The sequence below is a fragment of the Roseospira marina genome (assembly GCF_014197855.1).
Taxonomy (GTDB): domain Bacteria; phylum Pseudomonadota; class Alphaproteobacteria; order Rhodospirillales; family Rhodospirillaceae; genus Rhodospira; species Rhodospira marina.
Genome location: NZ_JACIGJ010000007.1, coordinates 197,500 through 216,710 on the forward strand (window position 1 = coordinate 197,500; position 19,211 = coordinate 216,710).

General features: G+C 69.3%; 16 protein-coding genes. 4 read left to right on the forward strand and 12 right to left on the reverse strand.

Annotation, left to right across the window (positions count from 1 at the left end; all coding sequences use genetic code 11):
• Window positions 1-87: 87 nt before the first annotated feature.
• Window positions 88-621 (forward strand): inorganic diphosphatase, encoded by a 534-nt coding sequence (ppa, locus tag GGD82_RS11405; RefSeq protein WP_150061783.1) that lies wholly within the window; start codon window positions 88-90, stop codon window positions 619-621.
• A gap of 96 nt (window positions 622-717) precedes the next feature.
• On the opposite strand, the gene GGD82_RS11410 is transcribed toward ppa, so the two are convergent.
• The 3 genes from GGD82_RS11410 to ptsP are packed head-to-tail and all read right to left on the reverse strand — an operon-like array spanning window position 718 to window position 5,973.
• Window positions 718-2,496, reverse strand: coding sequence for a PTS fructose-like transporter subunit IIB (locus tag GGD82_RS11410; protein WP_150061784.1), 1,779 nt, complete (start codon window positions 2,494-2,496; stop codon window positions 718-720).
• A 31-nt stretch (window positions 2,497-2,527) separates the two neighbouring features.
• Window positions 2,528-3,484 (reverse strand): 1-phosphofructokinase, encoded by a 957-nt coding sequence (gene pfkB / locus GGD82_RS11415; protein ID WP_150061785.1) that lies wholly within the window; start codon window positions 3,482-3,484, stop codon window positions 2,528-2,530.
• Window positions 3,485-3,495: 11 nt separating this feature from the next.
• The gene (gene ptsP, locus GGD82_RS11420; protein WP_150061786.1) at window positions 3,496-5,973 is read right to left on the reverse strand and encodes a phosphoenolpyruvate--protein phosphotransferase; all 2,478 of its coding nucleotides are present in this window, start codon (window positions 5,971-5,973) and stop codon (window positions 3,496-3,498) included.
• 380 nt (window positions 5,974-6,353) lie between these two features.
• Here ptsP and GGD82_RS11425 point away from each other — a divergent pair, with 380 nt between their 5' ends.
• A complete protein-coding gene (locus GGD82_RS11425; protein ID WP_170284220.1) occupies window positions 6,354-7,550 on the forward strand; it encodes an FkbM family methyltransferase in 1,197 nt (398 codons plus the stop codon).
• A 60-nt stretch (window positions 7,551-7,610) separates the two neighbouring features.
• Here the strand turns inward: GGD82_RS11425 and polA are convergent, their stop codons facing one another.
• Window positions 7,611-10,406 (reverse strand): DNA polymerase I, encoded by a 2,796-nt coding sequence (gene polA, locus GGD82_RS11430; RefSeq protein ID WP_150061788.1) that lies wholly within the window; start codon window positions 10,404-10,406, stop codon window positions 7,611-7,613.
• Window positions 10,407-10,413: 7 nt separating this feature from the next.
• Entirely contained in the window at window positions 10,414-10,611 is a 198-nt protein-coding gene (locus GGD82_RS11435; RefSeq protein WP_150061789.1) for a zinc-finger domain-containing protein, read from the reverse strand.
• Between the two features lie 142 nt (window positions 10,612-10,753).
• Here GGD82_RS11435 and GGD82_RS11440 point away from each other — a divergent pair, with 142 nt between their 5' ends.
• Together GGD82_RS11440 and GGD82_RS11445 are read left to right on the forward strand one after the other, a co-directional pair.
• Entirely contained in the window at window positions 10,754-11,713 is a 960-nt protein-coding gene (locus GGD82_RS11440; protein WP_246163778.1) for an ABC transporter ATP-binding protein, read from the forward strand.
• A 76-nt stretch (window positions 11,714-11,789) separates the two neighbouring features.
• Window positions 11,790-12,749 (forward strand): hypothetical protein, encoded by a 960-nt coding sequence (locus tag GGD82_RS11445; protein ID WP_150061790.1) that lies wholly within the window; start codon window positions 11,790-11,792, stop codon window positions 12,747-12,749.
• Between the two features lie 18 nt (window positions 12,750-12,767).
• Here GGD82_RS11445 and hypE read toward each other — a convergent pair whose 3' ends face one another.
• From hypE to GGD82_RS11480, 7 genes are read right to left on the reverse strand one after another with little or no spacing between them, the layout of a single operon-like run.
• A complete protein-coding gene (gene hypE / locus GGD82_RS11450) occupies window positions 12,768-13,817 on the reverse strand; it encodes a hydrogenase expression/formation protein HypE (protein WP_150061791.1) in 1,050 nt (349 codons plus the stop codon).
• A complete protein-coding gene (hypD, locus tag GGD82_RS11455; RefSeq protein ID WP_150061792.1) occupies window positions 13,814-14,995 on the reverse strand; it encodes a hydrogenase formation protein HypD in 1,182 nt (393 codons plus the stop codon). The genes hypE and hypD overlap by 4 nt, the downstream gene beginning before the upstream one ends.
• Window positions 14,992-15,258, reverse strand: a complete 267-nt coding sequence (locus GGD82_RS11460; RefSeq protein WP_150061793.1) for a HypC/HybG/HupF family hydrogenase formation chaperone — start codon at window positions 15,256-15,258, stop codon at window positions 14,992-14,994. Before GGD82_RS11460 ends, hypD begins: the two co-directional genes overlap by 4 nt.
• Window positions 15,259-15,285: 27 nt before the next feature.
• Window positions 15,286-16,428 carry a Kae1-like domain-containing protein gene (locus tag GGD82_RS11465; protein ID WP_170284221.1) on the reverse strand — a complete coding sequence of 381 codons (1,143 nt, stop codon included), beginning with the start codon at window positions 16,426-16,428 and terminating at the stop codon, window positions 15,286-15,288.
• Entirely contained in the window at window positions 16,425-17,264 is an 840-nt protein-coding gene (gene hypB, locus GGD82_RS11470) for a hydrogenase nickel incorporation protein HypB (RefSeq protein ID WP_150061794.1), read from the reverse strand. The genes GGD82_RS11465 and hypB overlap by 4 nt, the downstream gene beginning before the upstream one ends.
• The gene (gene hypA, locus GGD82_RS11475; RefSeq protein ID WP_150061795.1) at window positions 17,264-17,605 is read right to left on the reverse strand and encodes a hydrogenase maturation nickel metallochaperone HypA; all 342 of its coding nucleotides are present in this window, start codon (window positions 17,603-17,605) and stop codon (window positions 17,264-17,266) included. The genes hypB and hypA overlap by 1 nt, the downstream gene beginning before the upstream one ends.
• Window positions 17,598-18,869, reverse strand: coding sequence for a hypothetical protein (locus tag GGD82_RS11480; RefSeq protein ID WP_150061796.1), 1,272 nt, complete (start codon window positions 18,867-18,869; stop codon window positions 17,598-17,600). Before GGD82_RS11480 ends, hypA begins: the two co-directional genes overlap by 8 nt.
• Window positions 18,870-19,211 lie beyond the last annotated feature (342 nt).

Here is a 19,211-nt window from a genome sequence, read left to right on the forward strand (position 1 = left end):
GGGACGGGCGATTGACCCTGGTGCCAAACCGGGTAAAGTGCGCCCACTTTACCTGGTTCACCCAAAACGAGGGGCGCGGGACACACCATGGATCTGAGCAAGATTCCCGTCGGCAAGAATCCGCCGACAGACATCAACGTCATCATCGAAATTCCGATGCGCGCGGACCCGGTGAAGTACGAGGTCGATAAGGAATCGGGGGCCATGTACGTGGACCGGTTCCTTCACACGGCCATGCACTACCCGTTGAACTACGGCTTCATCCCGCACACGCTGGCGGCGGACGGCGACCCGGCGGACGTGATGGTCCTGGGCCGTATTCCGGTCGCGGTCGGGTCGGTGCTGCGCTGTCGTCCCATCGGCGTGATGAAGATGGAAGACGAAAGCGGCATGGATGAGAAGATCCTGGGCGTGCCGCACTCCAAGCTGCATCCCTATCACGACAACGTGAACCACTATAAGGATGTGCGCCCGACCGAGCTGCACCGCATCGAGCACTTCTTCACCCACTACAAGGATCTGGAAGAAGGCAAGTGGACCAAGATCCTGGGCTGGGGCGATCCGGATGAGGCGGCCGAGATCATCATGAAATCGATCGAGGCCGAAAAGACCGCCAAATAACACGGCGGGATTCGGCGCTCCGACGTCGACGATACAGCGGGCGGGCGAGGGGACACCTTCGTCCGCCCGTGGTGTGTTCGGGGGAGGCCGTCGGTCTCACGCCGTTTCGGGCACCGGTTTCTTGAGCCCCACCAGCAGGGCCGTGGTGACCAGAGTCCCGATCACGATCGACAGCGCGTAAAAGGCCAGATGGCCGACCGCGTTGGGAATCGCGAGCACGAAGATGCCGCCGTGCGGCGTCAACAGCGTGCAGCCCAGCGCCATGGACAGCGCGCCGGCCACCGCCGAGCCGACGATGAAGGACGGAATCACGCGTGCCGGATCCCGGGCGGCGAAGGGGATGGCGCCCTCGGTGATGAACGCGAGGCCCAGCACGGCGGCGGCCTTGCCGGCGTCCCGCTCGTCGCGGGTGAACCGGTTGCGGGCCACGATGGTCGCCAGCGCCACGCCCAGGGGCGGGGTCATGCCGGCGGCCATGACGGCGGCCATGGGCGCGTAGGTCTCGCTGGTCAGCAAGCCGACGGCGAAGGTATAGGCCGCCTTGTTGACCGGCCCGCCCATGTCCACGGCCATCATGCCGCCCAGGATCAGGCCCAGGACGACGGCATTGGTGGTGCCGAGGTTGGACAGGAACGCGCGCAGCGTTTCCAGGATGTAGGCCACGGGCGCGCCGATCACGTAGACCATCAGCAGACCCACCACCAGCGTGGACAGCAGCGGGATGATGAGGACCGGCTTCAGGCCCTCCAGATTGCGCGGCAGCTTGATTTGGTCCCTCATCCAGCGCGCGAGGTAGCCGGCGAGGAACCCGGCGACGATGCCGCCCAGGAACCCGGCGTTCAGATTGACCGCCAGCATGCCGCCGATCAGACCCGGCGCCAGCCCCGGCCGGTCGGCGATGGAATAGGCGATGAAGCCGGCCAGCACCGGCACCATGATCTGGAACGCGGCACCGCCGCCGATGCTCATCAGCGCGGCGGCCAGCGTGCCCTCCTCCTCGAAGGCGTTGATGCCGAACACGAACGACAGCGCGATCAGCAGACCGCCGGCCACGACGATCGGCAGCATGTAGGACACGCCGGTCAGCAGGTGCTTGTAGGGACCGCTACGGCTGCGTCGTTGCGCGGCCTTGGCCGCCTGCACGGACTCCTGATAGCCGCCCGCGCCACCCGAAGCACCGGCGCTGCCGGTTCCGCCCAGCACGGCGCCCTCGGCGATGGCGGTGTGCAGCACGTCGGCGGGGTGTTTCACCGCCGCGCCGACGGAGGTCTTGTAGACCTTGCGGCCGATGAATCGGCTGTCGTCCACATGGGTGTCGGCGGCGATGATGACGAGATCGGCCGCCGCGATCTCCGCCGGGTCGAGCGGGGTCTTGGCCCCGACCGAGCCTTGCGTTTCCACGTGCAGGCTGTGCCCGGCGGCGGTGGCGGCCTTCTTCAGGGCGTCGGCGGCCATGAAGGTGTGGGCGATGCCGGTGGGGCAGGCGGTGATGGCGACGATCTTGAGGCCGGTGGCCGCCTCTTCGCCGGTCGGTAACGGCGGTGCGGGGGCCGGCTCCGCCGTTGGCGCCCACAGCGGGCCGAGGGCGTCGGCCAGGATGGCCTCGGTGCGGCGGATCGCCTCGCTGCTGGAGCAGCCGTAGATCGGCTTGCCGACAAAGCGCGACTCATCCACCCGCACGTCGGCGGCGATGAGGACAAGGTCGGCGGCGGCGATCTCGGCCTCGGTCAGCGTGTGCTCGACGCCCTGGGCGCTCTGACGTTCAACCCGGATGGCGTGGCCCTTGCGCCGGGCGGTGGCCTCCAGGGCCTCCGCCGCGAGGTGGGTGTGCGCGATCCCCGTGGGGCAAGCCGTGATGGCGACGATCGTGGCCAAGACATGTCCTCCGGTTGCGTGGTTTTTTGGATCAGCCGACATCCAGCGGCGTCACGGTCACCTGACGCGCCAGGGCCTCGATGCGGTCCGGGTCGGGCAGGCGGGGGCCGATCTCGCCCAGCGCCCCCAGGGCGAAGCCCGTGGCCTGCCGGGCGGTCTCGTTGAGGGGGAGCCCCCGGATGGCGGCGTGGACCAGTCCGGCCACCATGGCGTCCCCGGCGCCGACCGTGCTGGCGACCGGCACGTCGGGCGGCACGGCGAGCCAGGCGCTGTGACGGTCGCGCAGAATGGCGCCCTCCGGCCCGCGCGAGACCACCACCAACCCGATTCCGTCCGCCACCAGCCGGCCCGCCGCCGCCGCGACCGCGTCCTGGTCGGACATCGGGCTGCCGACCAGCGCCTCCAACTCGTCCTGGTTCGGCTTGATGATGTCCGGTCGCGCCGCCAGGGCGTCGGCCAGCGGGGCGCCGCTGGTGTCCAGCACCACTCGCGCGCCCTGCTTCTGGCCCCAGGTGGTCAGCTCGGCATAGATCGAGGAGGGCAGGCCGGCCGGCAGGCTGCCGGACAGGACCAGCCAGTCGAGCCCGCCCGAGGCCGCGCGCTCCATCGACCGCAGCACGGCGTCGACGTCGGCGGTGGACACGCCCGGGCCGGGGAAGTTCAGGTCCGTGATGCTGCCGCCGTCGGGGTCGATGATCTTCAGGTTGGTGCGGGTGGCGCCGTGCACATGCACCGTGATGTCCGTCACGCCGGTGGCGGCGAAGTGGCGGGTGAACAGCGCGGAGGTGTCCCGGCCGAGCAGTCCGGCCAGCGCCACGGCATGGCCGACATGGGCCAGGAAGCAGGCGACGTTGACGCCCTTGCCGCCGGCGTCCGTCTGGGTGGCGACGACCCGGTTCACGGAATCGAGCGCGAAGCCCGGGACCGTGATCGTCTGATCGATGGCGGAATTGAGCGACAGGGTAATGATACGGGGGGCAGTAGCCATGCTTGGGCTCCTCAGGACACCAGCGCGCGGACAGCGGCGGCGTCGGTACAGGCCAGCGCGCGCGTCGCGAGGGCGCGGTTGGCGGCCAGGGATTGGTCTCGGATCTGGGCTTTCACGGCGGCGATGCTGGGAATGGAGACGCTGAGTTCCCGCACACCCAGCCCGGTCAGGATGGTGACGCCCCGGGGGTCCCCGGCGATGCCGCCGCAGGCGCCCACCCAGATCCCGGCGGCGTCGGCGGCCTTCACGGTCTGGTCGATCAGGCGCAGCACCGCCGGATGCAGACCGTCGGCCTGCCGGGCGAGCACCGGATTCATCCGGTCCATCGCCAGGGTGTACTGGGTCAGATCGTTGGTCCCGATGGAGAAAAAGTCCACCGCGCGGGCGAACTCGGGGGCCATCACGACGGCGGAGGGAACCTCGATCATCATGCCGATCTCGACCGGGCCGGCGCCGATCTCCAGACGCACCGCCTCGGCGATGGCGCGGGCGCGGTGCAACTCCTCCAGCAGGGCGATCATCGGGAACATGATGCGGACCGGTCCCCGGGCCGAGGCCCGGAACATGGCGCGGAGCTGGGTGCGGAACAGGTCTTCGTGGGCGAAGCAGAACCGGATCCCGCGTTCGCCGAGGAAGGGATTCTGTTCCGCCGGCATGGACAGATAGGGGATCGCCTTGTCCCCGCCCACGTCGAGGGTGCGCAGGATCATCGGCAGGCCGTTCATGGCCTGCACCATCGCGGTGTAGGCCTCGGCCTGTTCGTCCTCGGTCGGCGCGGCGTCGCGGTTCACGAACAGGAATTCGGTGCGCAGCAGGCCGACGCCCTCGCCGCCGGCGTCGACGGCGTGAACCGCTTCGGCCCCATCGCTGATGTTGGCTACGACTTCGATCCGGTGGCCGTCCGTCGTCAGGGCGGGTTTGAAGCAGTCCTGGCGCTCCGCCGCGCGCCGGGTATCCACGGCCTGGCAGAGGGTCTGGGCCCGGGCGCGGTCGGTGTCGGTCGGCTGGACCACCAGCAGGCCGCTGCCCCCGTCCAGCAGGACCGGCGTGCCCGGGGCCAGATCGAGAACCGAGTTGCCGGCCCCGACCACCGCGGGGATATCCAGCGAACGCGCGATGATCGAGGTGTGCGAGGTCGGTCCGCCTCCGGCCGTGCACAGGCCCAGCACGAGCGTGGGATCCAAGCGCGCCGTGTCGGACGGGGTCAGATCCTCCGCGACCAGGATGCAGGGTTCGGTCGGCAGGCTGGACTCGTCCTCGACGGTGTCGGCCAGCAGCCTGAGCACCCGTCGGCCGGCGTCGCGCAGGTCCACGGCCCGCCCGGCTAGCACGGCGTCCTTCAGGCCGGCGAGGAAGCCCACGCGCTCTTCGTACGCCTCTTCCCAGGCGGCCGGGGCGCTGCGCCCCTTGCGGATCAGAACGCGGGCGGCGTCGAGCATCTCCGGGTCGTTGAGGAACTCCTCGTGGGCGCGGAAAATGCCCGCGCGGGCGGCTCCCGAGGTCTTCCAGACATCCATGTACAGGGTGTTGAGCTGGCGCCCGGCCGTGTGCAGCGCCTGGTCCAGGGCCGCCAGCTCGCGCTGTGGGTCCTTGGCGGTGGGGGCGTAAACGATCCGGTCGCGGGCGAATGGAAACAGCGCTCCCACGGCGCAGCCGGGTGAGGCGGCGACGCCCGCGATGGTGCGCCCCTCGTAGTCGGCGGACGGCCCCGTCGAGGTCGGCGGCCCGTCGCGAGGGCCCGGTTCGCCGCGGCCGTCCTCGCCAAGGCCGTCGGCGATGGCGTTGCGCAGGGTGATCAAGGCTATGTCGGCGTCCGGTCCCTCGGCGGTGACGCGGACACGGGCGCCCGGACCGGCGCCCAGGCGCAGCAGGCTGACGAGGCTCTTGGCGTCGGCGATCCGGTTGCCGTGTGCGACCCGGATGGCGGCGGGAAACCCTTTGGCGAGGTCCACCAGGGCGGTGGCTGGGCGCGCGTGCAGGCCGTGGACGCCGGGGACGGTGATCTCGAATCCGTCGGCGAACTCTGTCAGCGTAGCGGACCGGGGCGGCGCCGTCGGGGCCGGCGCGCCGGTCAGGCGGGCGACGATCTCGGCGGCGTTCGGGGTGGTGGCCAGCCGGCGGGCGTCCGCCTCCTCGCCCAGGACGTCGGTCAGATTGGTCAGGATGCCCAGATGCTCGTCGTTGCGCGCGGCAATGCCGACGACGAGATGGACGCGGTCGCCGGGGCCCCACTCCACCCCGTCCGGAAGCTGGAGCACGGCAATGGCGGTGTCGTGGATCAGGCCGCGATCCTTCGGCAGGCCATGCGGGATGGCGATTCCGTTGCCCAGATAGGTGTTCGCGACCTTCTCCCGGCCGAGCATGCTGTCGGCGTAGCGCGGATCGACTTTGCCGGCCTTGGCCAGCAGCGCGACGACGGCGCGGATCGCCTCTGCCTTGCTGGCGGCGGTGGCACCGGTCTTCACCAGTGCCGGGGTCAACAGAGCCATCGGTGTCCTCCCGGTCCTAAACCTATCAGGGTCCTGCCTGGGTCCTGTCCGACGGGCGTTGGTCGTGTTGCGCTCGCGGCCGGTGCCCCAAGACCCCAGCCGATGCGGCGCCCGCGCCGGTGCGCCGGGGGCGCCGCGGGTCCTTACGACCTCGTCACGACTGGGGTATCATGAGACAGCGCGCGACGCACGTCCTGAGGATTCAGACTCACCAAAAACTAGATATGCAAGTGGCGCTAGCGGTCTGTTATTAAAAGATAAGCAGGGCCTATCTCAAATGGTCGCGATTCACAGATTATTAGTTTTTTGAGGTGTAGAGAACGATAGGAGCGGGGGCGGTCGGCAAACGGTTTTCGATGAGGGCGAGGAGAACACGCGCTATGCGGGCTATTTATGGTGCCGGCCGGCAGGGCCAGTTTTGTCTTGAAGGGCTGCGCAAGCACGGACTCGACGCCGATTTTTTCATTGATTCCTATACACCGAACACAGAAGTCAGCGGACTCAAAGTATACAGAATAAAGGATGTCCCAAACCCGGATAGTGTTCAGGTGTTCGTGGCGATTTCGGACAATGTAACATATGGCCAGAGCATTGATGGGGTCCTGCGATCCGCCGGATTCCGTGAAATATATGATATCGATTATATTTTAAGAAACTATGAAGCCGTCTTTCTTAATTTTTCCGAAAAACCCGTCGTATGGTACAAAGGCAGCGCGGATGGCCGCGTCGATACGAGCGGTATTAAGGCGCTGCGTTCTCTTCTGAAGGATCCAAAAAGTCAGATGCTTCTGAATCGTATCATTCGATTCCGGAGTAATTTTCATCATATGAACTACGTTGAATCCGACAACGAGGTTGAATACTTTCCAAGCGATGTGCCATTTCACAATGAAAACATACCGTTGATCTTTGCGGATTGCGGCGCGTTCCGGGGCGAAACCGTGGCGGCCGCTCTTGAGAACTGGAAAGGCCCGAAGCAGGCCGTGTGCTGTTTCGAGGCGAACCGTTTCGAACGCGAAAATCTGGAAGCCTGCCTGACAGAGCACGCATCCAAGACACCCGAGACGCACTTTTACCTGTGTCCGATGGCCACATGGTCTTCGAACACGACGTTGACGTTTGATGGATCCATGGGCATGGGCAGTTCGGTCGTGCCGGGCGCCGAGGGCGCCGAAGGTGGCGCCTCAGCGGCGGAGCCGACGGCCTCACCGACTCAGATCCGTGTCCCGGCAATGCCGTTGGATGCCGTGTTTCAAGACACGCCACCCACCATGATCAAAATGGACATTGAGGGGGCTGAAATCGAAGCCCTGAAAGGAGCGTCGTCTATTATTTCAGAAACGGCGCCCATTCTCGCGATCTGCCTATATCACGAGCCGGAACATTTGTGGGAGATTCCCATACTGATACACAGCATGCAGAAGAACTACGATATGTACCTTCGGGTCCACTCTCTGATGTGTATGAGCACGGTTCTGTACTGCGTCCCCAAGCGTGACGGCCGTGCCCCCACGCCTTGGAAGGGGCGTCCGAGTCCGGACAGCCTGCGCGTGACCGGCGGCATCCGCGTCGTGTAAGCCACCAGGCGCGCAAAATGGGCGGATGGGGTGACGTTGCCGCGCCCACGGCGCAGCGCCTCAGTGCGCCGCCGCCCAGGTGGACGCCGTACCCGCGTCGACGACCAGCGGCACGGACAGGGACGCCGCCCCCTCCATCACCCGCTTCACCAGGGCCGTGGTCGCGTCCGTTTCCGCCTCCGGCACCTCCAGGATCAGTTCGTCGTGCACCTGGAGCAGCAGGCGCGCCGCCAATCCGGCCTCGGCGAGGGCGTCGGGGACCTGGATCATGGCGCGCTTGATGATGTCGGCGGCCCCGCCCTGGATCGGGGCGTTGATGGCGGCGCGTTCGGCCAGCCCCTTCATGTTCGGGTTCTTGTCGGTGATCCCGGGCGTCCAGCACTTGCGGCCGAACAGGGTGCGGACAAAGCCATACTGGCGCGCCTCCGCCTTGGTGCGCTCCATGTAGTCCAGGATCTCCGGGAACTCCTTGAAATAGGCGTCGATGAACGACTGCGCGTCGCCCCGGCCGATCGACAGTTGGCGGGCCAGCCCGAACGCCGAAATGCCGTAGATGATGCCGAAGTTGATGGCCTTGGCCCGGCGGCGCAGCATCGGGTCCATGCCCTCGATGGGCTGGCCGAACATGCGGCTGGCGGTCAGGGCGTGAATGTCGGCGCCGTGGTGGAAGGCTTCCTTCAGCGCCTTGATGTCCGCCACATGGGCCACCAGTCGCAGCTCGATCTGCGAATAGTCCGCCGACAGCAGCACGTGCCCCGGCGCGGCAACGAAGGCCTCGCGGATGCGCCGGCCCTCCTCGGTGCGGATCGGGATGTTCTGCAGGTTCGGGTCGTTGGACGACAGCCGGCCCGTGGATGTGCCCGTCAGGCCGAAGGTGGTGTGAACCCGGCCGGTGTCGGGGTTGATGTCCTCCACCAGCGCATCGGTGTAGGTGCTCTTCAGCTTGGAGAACTGGCGCCAGTCCAGCACGCGGGCCGGCAGGTCGTGGCCCTGGGCGGCCAGATCCTCCAGCACGTCGGCGCCGGTGGATTTTGCGCCCGTCTTGCTGCTCTTGCGGCCGGACTGCAGGCCCATTTCGTCGAACAGCACCTCGCCGAGCTGCTTGGGCGAGCCGATGTTGAAGGCGTGCCCGGCGAGGCGGTGCACCTCGTCTTCCAGATCCCCGATGCGGGCGGCGAAGGTCTTGGACAGGTCCTTCAGCACCGCCGGATCGACCGCGATGCCGGCCCGCTCCATATCCGCCAGCAGGGGCACCATGGGGCGGTCGAGGGTCTCGTAGACCGCGACCATGCGCTCCTCGACCAGCCGGGGCTTCAGCAGCCGGTGCAGGCGCAGGGTGTAGTCTGCATCCTCGGCGGCATAATCCAGCGCGCGGTCGAGCGTCACCTGATCGAATGTGATCTGGGTTTTGCCGGAGCCGCAGACGTCCTTGAACGTGATCATGGTGTGGTCGAAGTGGCGCTTCGCCAGATCGTCGAGCCCATGCGTGCCTTGGCCGAGGCGGGTGCCGTCCAGCACGTAGGACAGCACCATGGTGTCGTCGACGGGTGCCACCTCCAGCCCGACGCGGGCGAGCACATGCAGGTCGTACTTGATGTTGTGCCCGACCTTCAGCACCCCCGGGTTGAGAAGCAGGTCCTTCAGTTCCGCGACGGCGTCTTCCAGCGGGATCTGCGGTGGGGCCTCCGGTCCGGCGCCGCCCAGGTCCAGCTGGCCCTCGCCGCCGCTGCGGTGGGCGAGCGGGATGTAGGCGGCGCGGCCCGGGGCCGTCGCCAACGAGATACCCACCAGCCCGCCGCGCATGGCGGATAGGGCGTCGGTTTCCGTGTCGATGGCCACCACGCCGACGTTCCGGGCCTCCGCCACCCAGGCGCGCAGGGTCTCGACGTCCTGGATCAGGGTGTAGTCCGCGTCGGCCGTTGTGGCCTCGGCGACCGGATCGGCGGCCGCGCCGGCACCATCGTCGGGTTTGGCGATCAGGTCGCCCTCCACCTTGGCCAGCACGGACTTGAAGCCGTTTTCGGTCAGGAAGGCGCGCAGGGCCTCGCTTTCGGGGGCCTTGACGCCAAAGGTTTCCAGCGGCTCCGGCACGTCCACATCGTCGCGCAACAGCACGAGGTCGCGTGACATCCGGGCCTGATCGGCGAACTCCAGCAGGTTCTGGCGCCGTTTGGGCTGTTTGATCTCCTCGGCGCGGTCCAGCAACGTTTCAAGGTCGCCGTACTGGTCGATCAACTGCGCGGCGGTCTTGATCCCGATGCCCGGCACGCCCGGCACGTTGTCGGAGGAATCCCCGGCCAGCGCCTGCACGTCCACCACCTTGTCCGGGCCGACGCCGAACTTCTCGCGCACCTGCTCCGGCCCGATAGGCTTGTTCTTCATCGGGTCGAACAGCGCCACACCGTCGCGGACGAGCTGCATCAGGTCCTTGTCCGACGACACCACGGTCACCGCGATGCCCTGGGCGGCGGCCTGCTTGGCGTAGGTCGCGATCAGGTCATCGGCCTCGAACCCCTCCATCTCCACGCAGGCGACGTTAAAGGCGCGCACGGCGTCGCGGATCAGCGGGAACTGCGGGATCAGATCCTCCGGCGCGTCCGGGCGGTGGCCCTTGTAGTCCGGGTGGATCTCGTTGCGGAAGGTCTTGCGGCCTTTGTCGAAGATGACGGCGACCCGCTCCGCGTCCATGTCAGCCAGCAGCTTCATCAGCATGTTGGTGAAGCCGAGCACGGCGTTGACCGGCGTCCCGTCCGGCCGCGTCATCGGCGGCAGGCTGTGGTAGGCGCGGAAAATATAGCCCGACCCGTCCACCAGATAGAGGCGGTCGGGGGCGGTGGCGGTGTGTGTATCGGTCATGAGGGCGTCAGTGCGCCGCCGCCGTGGCACCGGCCGTCAGCACGAACCGGCGGGAGCAATACGGGCAGACCACGTCGGTCTCGCCCGGCTTGATGTGCAGGAACACGCGCGGGTGACCCAAGGCGGTGCCGATGCCGTCGCAGGCGACCTCGGGGTTGGTGGTTTCCACCGTCTCGGTGACGGGATACGTGGGCGTATGAGCCATGCGGGCGGTCCTCGACTTCTGGCGGCGGCGCCCTATGTTGGGGGGGCGCCCGAACGGGATCCGGATCATACCCGCCCGGCCCCGGCGCATTCCAGATCCGAATGCCGGATCCGGCCTGTCTTCCCTGCACGCCGAGGTTCCCGTGACCCCCGCTCCGCTTCCCGTTCCGGCCAACGCCATCGAGATCGAAAATCTGACCAAGGTCTACAAGGCCCGCAACGGCCAGCCGGCCAAGACGGCGCTGGACGGGGTGTCCCTGACCATTCCGCGCGGCGGCTTCTTCGCGTTGCTGGGGCCGAACGGGGCGGGCAAGTCCACGCTCATCAACATCATGGCCGGGCTCGTTATGAAGACGAGCGGCACGGTGCGCGTTTGGGGCACCGACATCGACCGCGATGACCGGCAGGCGCGCGCGGCCATCGGCATCGTGCCGCAGGAGCTGAACCTGGATCCGTTCTTCACCCCGCGCGAGCTGTTGGAGGTGCAGGCCGGCCTCTATGGCGTGCCCCGGCGCGAACGGCGCACGCTGGAGATCCTGGACGCGGTCGGTTTGGCGGACAAGGCCGATGCCTACGCCCGCACCCTGTCGGGCGGCATGCGCCGCCGGCTGCTGGTGGCCAAGGCGATGGTGCACCAGCCGCCCATTCTGGTGCTGGACGAGCCGACGGCCGGCGTGGACATCGAACTGCGCCAGCAGCTCTGGCGCTATGTGAAGGAGCTGAACGCGCGCGGCACCACGATCCTGTTGACGACACACTATCTGGAAGAGGCGGAAACCCTCTGCGATCAGACCGCGATCATCAACAACGGAACGGTGGCGGCCTGCGACTCCACCCGAAATCTGCTGCGTCGGCTCGATTCCAAGGCGGTGATCGTGACCCTGGGCGGGGGCGTGCCCGATCCGCTGCCGGCCGGGCTGGCGGCTGTGGGCGCCTGCGCGCGCGGCGGCGATCAGATCGTGATCCGCTATCAACCCAGCGTGACCTCCATCGGGACCATCCTGGAGGCGCTGCACACCGCCGACCTGGACATTCGCGATCTGGTCACCGAGGAAACCGACCTGGAGGACATCTTCCTTCAGCTTACCCGCAAGGCGGCCTAAGGGCGGTGGATCCCGCTCCGGTCCCGCGCCGGGAGTCAGGTCGGGAACCACCCCGAAACAGACATGGTTTCAATTTGTGCCGATCGGTTCTAAGGGTACGGGCGGAACGCCGGCCGCGTTCCATCGGACTCCGGTCGAAGAGTACGCAGCGGTCATGATCGTCGAGTGGATTCGCCACCGCCTTACCCCAGCCCCTCGGTCGCTGCGGCAGATGGGCTATCTGCGCGAGCTGATCGCCACGGACGCGCGGCGACGCCGCAACCGGCGCGCCTGGGCGCCACACCTGCGCGCCACCCACCATATCATTCTGGACCGCGCGGTGCGCCTGGACCGCTGGGACACGGTGGTGGTGATCGGGGCCGGGCTCGCCAGCGATGTCCCGCTGGAGCCGCTGGCGCTGCTGTTCCGCCGGGTCGTGCTGGTCGACCTGCTGTTCATGCCGTCGGTCCGCGTCTCCGGCCTGCGCATGGGGCCGGTCGAACTGATGCCCTGTGACGTCACCGGCGTGGTGGAGGCCGTGCGGACCCTGCCCCGGGGCGCCGCTTTGCCGACCCCGAACGCGGCGATCCCGGCGATCGAGTCCGCCGATCTGGTGGTCTCCTGCAACGTGCTGTCCCAGCTTCCGCTGTTGCCGTGCCGCTGGCTGGAGCGCCAGCACGGCCGCGCGCCCGAGGAGCTGGAGGCCTTCCGCCGCGCTTTGGTGGCGGATCACCTGCGGGCGCTGGCGGCGGTGCCGTGCCCGGTCTGTCTGGTCACGGACACCGAGCGTCAGGAGATGACCGGCGACCGCCCGACCGCCGCCGAGGACCTGCTGCACGGGGTCGAGCCCGAGGTGGACGGGCCGGCGTGGTGGTGGCGCATCGCGCCGCGTCCGGAGGAAAGCTGGCGCCACGACGTGCGCCATCGCGTGGTCGGCGGCTGGCTGCGCGGCTATGCCGTGCCGGAGGAAACCCCGGCCGATCTCGCCCCCGCAGCGTCCGGCGTCACGGACCAGACGCGGGGCCACGCCCTGGGGCATGGTGGGCGCGCCGGCTGATATCCCCTTCGCCCGTGCTCAGCAAATGCGCGGCAGGGGATCGCCGGCCAACCAGTCGATGATGCGTCGCCCGCCCAGCGCCGTTTCAAGTTGCACGATGTGATCCGGATCCGCGATCACCTCCCCGATGAGGGCCGCGTGGTGGCCGCGCGGATGGTCGCGCATGACGGCCAGCAGGGTGTCCGTGTGCTCCGCCGGCACGATGGCGATCAGCTTGCCCTCGTTGGCGACCGACAGCGGATCAAGACCGAGCAGCTCGCAGGCGCCGCGCACCTCCGGCCGGACGGGCAGGGCGGTCTCGCGCACGACCATGCCCACGCCGGACTGGTCCGCCAGCTCGTTCAGGGTCGCCGCGAGCCCGCCCCGCGTGGGGTCGCGCAGCACATGGATGTCCGGCACCGCCGCCACCATGCGTTCGACCAGCCCGTTGAGCGCGGCCGAATCGGACAGGATCGGCGTGTCGAACGACAGGTTTTCCCGCTGGGACATGACCGCGATGCCGTGATCGCCCAGCGTGCCGCTGATCAGGATGGCGTCGCCCGGCCGGGCGCGGTCGCCCGCGATGTCCACCCGGTCGTCGGTCAGGACCCCGACGCCCGTGGTGGTGATGAACAGGCCGTCGCAGCCGCCGCGCTCCACCACCTTGGTGTCCCCGGTGACGATGGCCACGCCCGCCTCGTGCGCCGCCCGCGCCATGGTGCCGGCGATCCAGGCCAGTTCGGACAGGGGCAGGCCTTCCTCCAGAATGAAGCCCGCCGACAGATACAGCGGCTGGGCGCCGGACATGGCGACGTCGTTGACGGTGCCGTGGACGGCCATGGACCCGATGTCCCCGCCCGGGAAGATGCGCGGCGTGATGACGTAGCTGTCCGTCGTCAGGACCAGCCGCCCCGGGGGAATCGGCACCCGGGCGGTGTCGTCGCCCCGGCGCAGCGCCGGCGTGTCGAAGGCCGTTACGAAGATCTCCCGCACCAACTGGGTCATCGCGCGCCCGCCGGCGCCGTGGACCATTTCCACCAAGCCATGGGTGTGATCAAGGGGCGGGAAGGGCCGGACAGGACTGTTCATGAGTCTCCTCCTCCGGAACCGACGGCGGCGGGCTGGGCTTTGGGCCGGGTGTCTTTGGGCCGGGCGTCTTTAAGACGGGGGCGGCGGGTCCAGGCGGCCGCGCAGGCGCCCTCGGAGGAAACCATGCAGGCGCCTTGCGGCCGCTCGGGCGTGCAGGCGCGGCCGAACAGGCGGCAGTCGTGCGGGGCGAGCGCGCCGCGCAGCACGGACCCGCAGGCGCAGGCGGGATGCTCCCGGCCGGTCCGGGGCGGCATGCTGAACCGCGCCTCGGCATCCCACGCCGCGTAGGCGTCGCGGATCCGCAGGGCGGAGGCGGGCAGGGCCCCCAGGCCGCGCCACTCGAACGACTCGCGCACCGTGAACACCTGCTCCATCAGCGCCTGCGCCGTGCGGTTGCCGGTCGCGGTTACGGCACGGGTGTACTCGGTCTCCACCGTCGCACGGCCGGCGTTGATCTGCGCCATCAGCATGACGATGGCGCGCAGCACGTCCAGCGGCTCGAACCCGGCGATCACCACGGGGACGCCGAAGCGCGCGGCGCAGGGTGCGTAGGCGTCGCTGCCGATCACGGTGGAGACATGCGCCGGCCCAATGATGCCGTCCAGCGGCGGCGCGTCCGCCGTGTCGGCCAGGATCGCCACAATGGCCGGCGGGGTCAGGACGTGGTTGCAGAAGACGGAGAGGTTCCGCAGCCCCTCCCTCTCCGCCTGCACCAGGGCCAGCGCGGTCGGCGGGGTGGTGGTTTCGAACCCGATGGCCAGGAACACCACCTCGCGGTGCGGGTTGGCGCGGGCGACGGCCAGGGCGTCGAGGGTCGAATACACCATGCGCACGTCGGCGCCGGCCGCGCGGGCCGTGTACAGGCTGTCGCCGCCGCTGGCCGGCACGCGCATGAGGTCACCGTAGGTGCACAGGATCACGTCCGGGCGGCTGCGGGCCAGGGCCAGCGCCATGTCGAGCCGCCCCACCGGCAGCACGCACACGGGGCAGCCGGGGCCATGGATCAGCCGCACCGCCTCCGGCAGCAGGTCGGCCAGCCCGTGCTGGGCGATGGCGTGGGTGTGGCCGCCGCAGAACTCCATCAGGTGATAGCGCCGACCGGGTTGCACGGCGTCCGCAATCGCCCGCGTCAGCCCGCGCCCGAGAGCGGGGTCGCGGTACTCGTCGATGAACCTCATGACGCGGGGCCGGCGGGGTCGGGGGTATTGGTGGTGTCGGTCGCAGCCAGGGCGGCCATGTCGCGGATCAGGGCCAGGGTGGTCTCCGCCTCCTCCGGGTCGAGGCGGGCCAGGGCGTAGCCCACATGCAGGATGACGTAGTCCCCCACCGACAGGTCCTCGACCAGCGCGACGGAGATCGTCTTGCCCACGCCGCCGATGTCCACGCGGGCCATGGCGTCGGGCAGCAGGTCGAGGACACGGGCGGGCACGGCTAGGCACATGAAACGGATCCTTGAGACGGGGGCGGGTCAGGCCGGAAGGGTTTCGGCGTGATGGGCCGCGATCCAGGCTTGCCCCAGGCTCAGGCCCGGGTCGCCGGGGGAGACCGCGCGGTGCGTCAAGACCGTCAGGCCGTGCCCGCGCAGGCCATCCGCCACCAGACGGGTCAGCACGCGGTTGAAGAAGCAGCCGCCGGACAGGCCGACCGTCCGCACCCGGGTGCGCGCCGCCGCGTCGGCGGCCCAGGTCACCAGGGCGGCGGCCAGGGTGCCGTGGAACAGGTCGGCGCCGTCCTCCGGCGTCCGCCCCGGGGCGCTGAGCGCATCCAGCAGGGGCATCGGGTCAAGCACGCCGTCGTCCCTCAGGATCCAGCCGTCCGGCAGCACCCGGGGGGTCGTGACCAGGGCCTCCAGCGCCATCGGCGCCTGCCCCTCGAAGTCGGCCACCGGATGTACGCCCAGCAGGCCGCAGGCGGCGTCGAACAGGCGCCCGGCGGAGCTGGTCTCCGGGCAGTTCAGGCCGCGCTCCAGGATCGGGCCGAGCATGCGGGCGTGGGTCTGGCCGGCGAATCGGTCGGCAATGGTGTCCGTCCGGCCCAGTGCGTGCAGCGCCGCCGCCGCCATGCGCCAGGGCTCGCGGGCCGCGACGTCGCCGCCGGGCTGGCGCAGGCGACGCAGATGGCCGAGGCGCGTGAACGCCGCGCCCTCCACCCGCAGCAGCTCCCCGCCCCAGGACGCGCCACCGGGGCCGAGCCCGAAGCCATCCAGAGCCAACCCCAACACGGGCCCCGTATGACCATGCTCTGCGGCCACGGCGGCGATATGGGCATGGTGGTGCTGCACGGGCAGGGCGACGGCGCCGGTCTCCGCCGCCAGGGCCCGCGCGGCGTGGGTGGAGTGGAAGTCCGGGTGCAGGTCGTGCGCCACCACGCGGGGCGCGGCGCCCAGATGGGTCCGCATCGCCCGCACGACGGCGTCATAGGCGCGCCGCGTCTCCACGTCGCCCAGGTCGCCGGTGGACGTGGACAGCGTGGCCCGACCGTGGCTCATGGTCGCCACGGTGGCCTTCAGATAGGCGCCCAGACCCATGACCGGAGCGGGCGGGGCGGTGCGCAGCGTGCCCCGCCAGGCGAACCCGTCCTCCGCCGCGAGGGCGGTCCCCAGGGGGCTCATATCGGCTTCGCGTGGGCCAGACGCGGGGCGGGATGATGCGCCCGGAGCCAGCCGTACCAGGCGTCCAGTCCTTCGCCGGTGGTGGCCGAGACAGGCAGGGCCACGAGGCTTGGGTTGACCGTGCGGGCCAGTGCCACGCAACGCTCCACGTCGAACGCGACGTGGGGCAGCAGATCGACCTTGTTGATGAGCATCAGGTCGGCCGAGTGGAACATGTCGGGGTACTTCAGGGGTTTGTCCTCGCCCTCGGTGACGGAGACGACCACCACCCGATGCGTCTCGCCCAGGTCGAAGGCGGCCGGGCACACAAGGTTGCCGACGTTTTCGATGAACAGCACGCTTCCCTGGGCCAGGGCCAGCGACGTGGCGGCGCGGGTCACCATCGCGGCGTCGAGGTGGCAGCCCTTGCCGGTGTTGATCTGGATCGCCGGAACGCCCGTGGCCCGGATGCGCGCGGCGTCCAGGTCGGTCTGCTGGTCGCCCTCGATCACCGTGATCGGGCGGTCGGCCGCGGTTCCAGCGGTCATCAGGTCGGTGATGGTGCGCACGAGCAGCGTGGTCTTGCCGGAGCCCGGCGCGGACAGCAGGTTCAGCGCCAGCACGCCGCGTTCGGTGAACCAGACGCGGTTGGCCCCCGCCGCGCGGTTGTTGTCCTCCAGGATGTCGCGCTCCACCCTCAGGCGGCGTGTCGCGTCCTCGGCGGCGGAGCCGACGGCGCCGCTCTCGTGATGGTGATGATGGTCGTGGTGATGATGATCATGACCATGAGACTGGGAGTCCCGGGGCACGATCCCTCCCGCGATGGTCGTCGAGCCGCAGCCGCAGATGCCACACATCACGCCACCTCCAGTTCTGTGAGTCGCATGTCGTCGCCGTCCGTCACCTGAACCTGATGCCCCCCGCAGTGCGGGCAGGGGTCGAACCGCCGCGCCAGCGGCACGGTGACGGAACAGATCATGCACCAGCCCTGTCCGGGCGGGCGCTCGATGGTCAGGCGGGCCCCTTCGGCCAGCGATCCCCGGGTCACGGTATCGAAGCAGAAGCGGATCGCATCCGGATCGGCGTGCGACAGCGCCCCCAACTCCAGCCACACCGCGCGCACGCTGGAAAAGCCCTGGCGCTCGGCTTCCGTTTCCACAATGCGCAGGATGCTTTCCGTCAGCGCCAGTTCATGCATGGGCGGCGTCCTCGATTCTTAGATCGCAGGCCACGCAGGGATCGAGGGCGGCCAGGAGCAGCCGGACCCGCCGGGCCAGCGTGTCCCGGTTCGGGGCCGCCGCGCCGAGGATGGCGCGCGGTACCACGCCGTCCGGATGAAACGTCCACTCGGTCGGCGCCACGAGGCGCCAGGCCGCCACGCGGCCGCCCGCCAGGACGACCCGGTGCAGCAGCAGCCCGCGCGCGGTTTCGACGGCGCCGAGCCCGATTCCCGGGCCATCGGCCAGACCGTGCCCGGTGCCAAGGGCGCCGGGTGCGGCTCCACGGTCGGGCGCGGTCCCCTGTGCGCCGCCCCGAACCGACTCGGTCACCTGGTCGAGCGCCTGCGCCAGGTCGAGCGTGCGGGCCACGAATCCCGCCGCGGCCACCAGCCCTCGGCGCCACAGGTCGCTGACCAGCGGGTGCCCCGCGAATCGGGCCAGGGCCCCGGTCACGGCCGGCGCGCCGTGCCAGGACGGGCGCGTGGCGAAGGCGTCGGCATCGGCCGCCCCGAGCGGACCGCGGAACGCGCCCAGCGTCCACTCGGCAAGGGGACGCGGGGGACCAGGATCGGGCCAGCGGTGGGCGAGCGCCGTGCCGACCAGACGGCCGACGGGCGCCGGCCCGGTCCAGACCGCCGCGGGCAGGAACTCCGCCCGGTCCGGCAGGGTCTTGGTCCAGGCGCGCAGCGCGTCAAAGCGCGCCACCAGCGCGGCCACCCGCGCGGCGAGGCCCGGCGCGGGCCACGCCGTTCCGGGCCCATCGTCACCCCCGCCGTCACCCCCGCCGTTATCCCTGACGCCACCCCCGACCTGATCCCATCCCGTCGCGGCCACACACGCCATGATCGCCGCGACATCGCGACGCACAGCTCGAAGAGTCTCCACATCGGGGGATCCGGCCGCCGTGGCCGTGGCCTCCAAAAGCAGCGTGCGGGCCATCTGCTCCACCGCTTCGACCAGAACAAGCATCCGGCGGGCGGCCTGGACGGAGGCGGGGGCCGGGCGGGCGGTCGCGGCCTCGATCGCGTGCAGCGCGGCGACGACATGGGACCGGCCACACAGAGCAAACAGCACCTGCGTCAGCCGCAGAGCGTCCGGCACCGGGCGCCCGACCAGGGCGGCGGTGGCGCCGGTCCGGACGGACGGCGACAGGCGCACGGCGTCGACTCGGCCGGCCCGCCGCACAATGCTCAATCGAAGGGTGTCGGTCTCCGCCGCGTATGCAAGACCAGACTGAATCATATTGCCCATTGTTCTGTTGCACCGCAGCAGGGCTGAAGACGGATCCCCGGTGCCAGAACCCTGGCAAGCCGGGCCTCCGTCTTGAAAAAACAGGGTCCTGGCGCTGAACCATCCCAAGCGGTTAAGATGCCTCTTGTGGACCCTACACGTAATATGGTTTTCTCTGAGCAATTGAGGATTGTCAATCCTGTTGCGGAAAATTCCATCTTCACGCAATTGTCTTGCTCATATCCCGCGGTCTCACGGGGAGTAGCACGGCAAAGGCGAGGTTTCTGCGATCTAAGCGCGAAAAAAGCGTACGTGGCGAACCGGGGATGGCGGAGGCCGGCGTGGTGGCGGCGA

Bases quoted from the DNA above. Each gene is read 5' to 3' on its own strand.
- ppa (WP_150061783.1), top strand. From the start codon at position 88: ATGGATCTGAGCAAGATTCCCGTCGGCAAGAATCCGCCGACAGACATC.
- pfkB (WP_150061785.1), bottom strand. From the start codon at position 3,484: ATGGCTACTGCCCCCCGTATCATTACCCTGTCGCTCAATTCCGCCATC.
- ptsP (WP_150061786.1), bottom strand. From the start codon at position 5,973: ATGGCTCTGTTGACCCCGGCACTGGTGAAGACCGGTGCCACCGCCGCC.
- GGD82_RS11425 (WP_170284220.1), top strand. From the start codon at position 6,354: ATGCGGGCTATTTATGGTGCCGGCCGGCAGGGCCAGTTTTGTCTTGAA.
- polA (WP_150061788.1), bottom strand. From the start codon at position 10,406: ATGACCGATACACACACCGCCACCGCCCCCGACCGCCTCTATCTGGTG.
- GGD82_RS11435 (WP_150061789.1), bottom strand. From the start codon at position 10,611: ATGGCTCATACGCCCACGTATCCCGTCACCGAGACGGTGGAAACCACC.
- hypE (WP_150061791.1), bottom strand. From the start codon at position 13,817: ATGAACAGTCCTGTCCGGCCCTTCCCGCCCCTTGATCACACCCATGGC.
- hypD (WP_150061792.1), bottom strand. From the start codon at position 14,995: ATGAGGTTCATCGACGAGTACCGCGACCCCGCTCTCGGGCGCGGGCTG.
- GGD82_RS11460 (WP_150061793.1), bottom strand. From the start codon at position 15,258: ATGTGCCTAGCCGTGCCCGCCCGTGTCCTCGACCTGCTGCCCGACGCC.
- GGD82_RS11465 (WP_170284221.1), bottom strand. From the start codon at position 16,428: ATGAGCCCCCTGGGGACCGCCCTCGCGGCGGAGGACGGGTTCGCCTGG.
- hypB (WP_150061794.1), bottom strand. From the start codon at position 17,264: ATGTGTGGCATCTGCGGCTGCGGCTCGACGACCATCGCGGGAGGGATC.
- hypA (WP_150061795.1), bottom strand. From the start codon at position 17,605: ATGCATGAACTGGCGCTGACGGAAAGCATCCTGCGCATTGTGGAAACG.
- GGD82_RS11480 (WP_150061796.1), bottom strand. From the start codon at position 18,869: ATGATTCAGTCTGGTCTTGCATACGCGGCGGAGACCGACACCCTTCGA.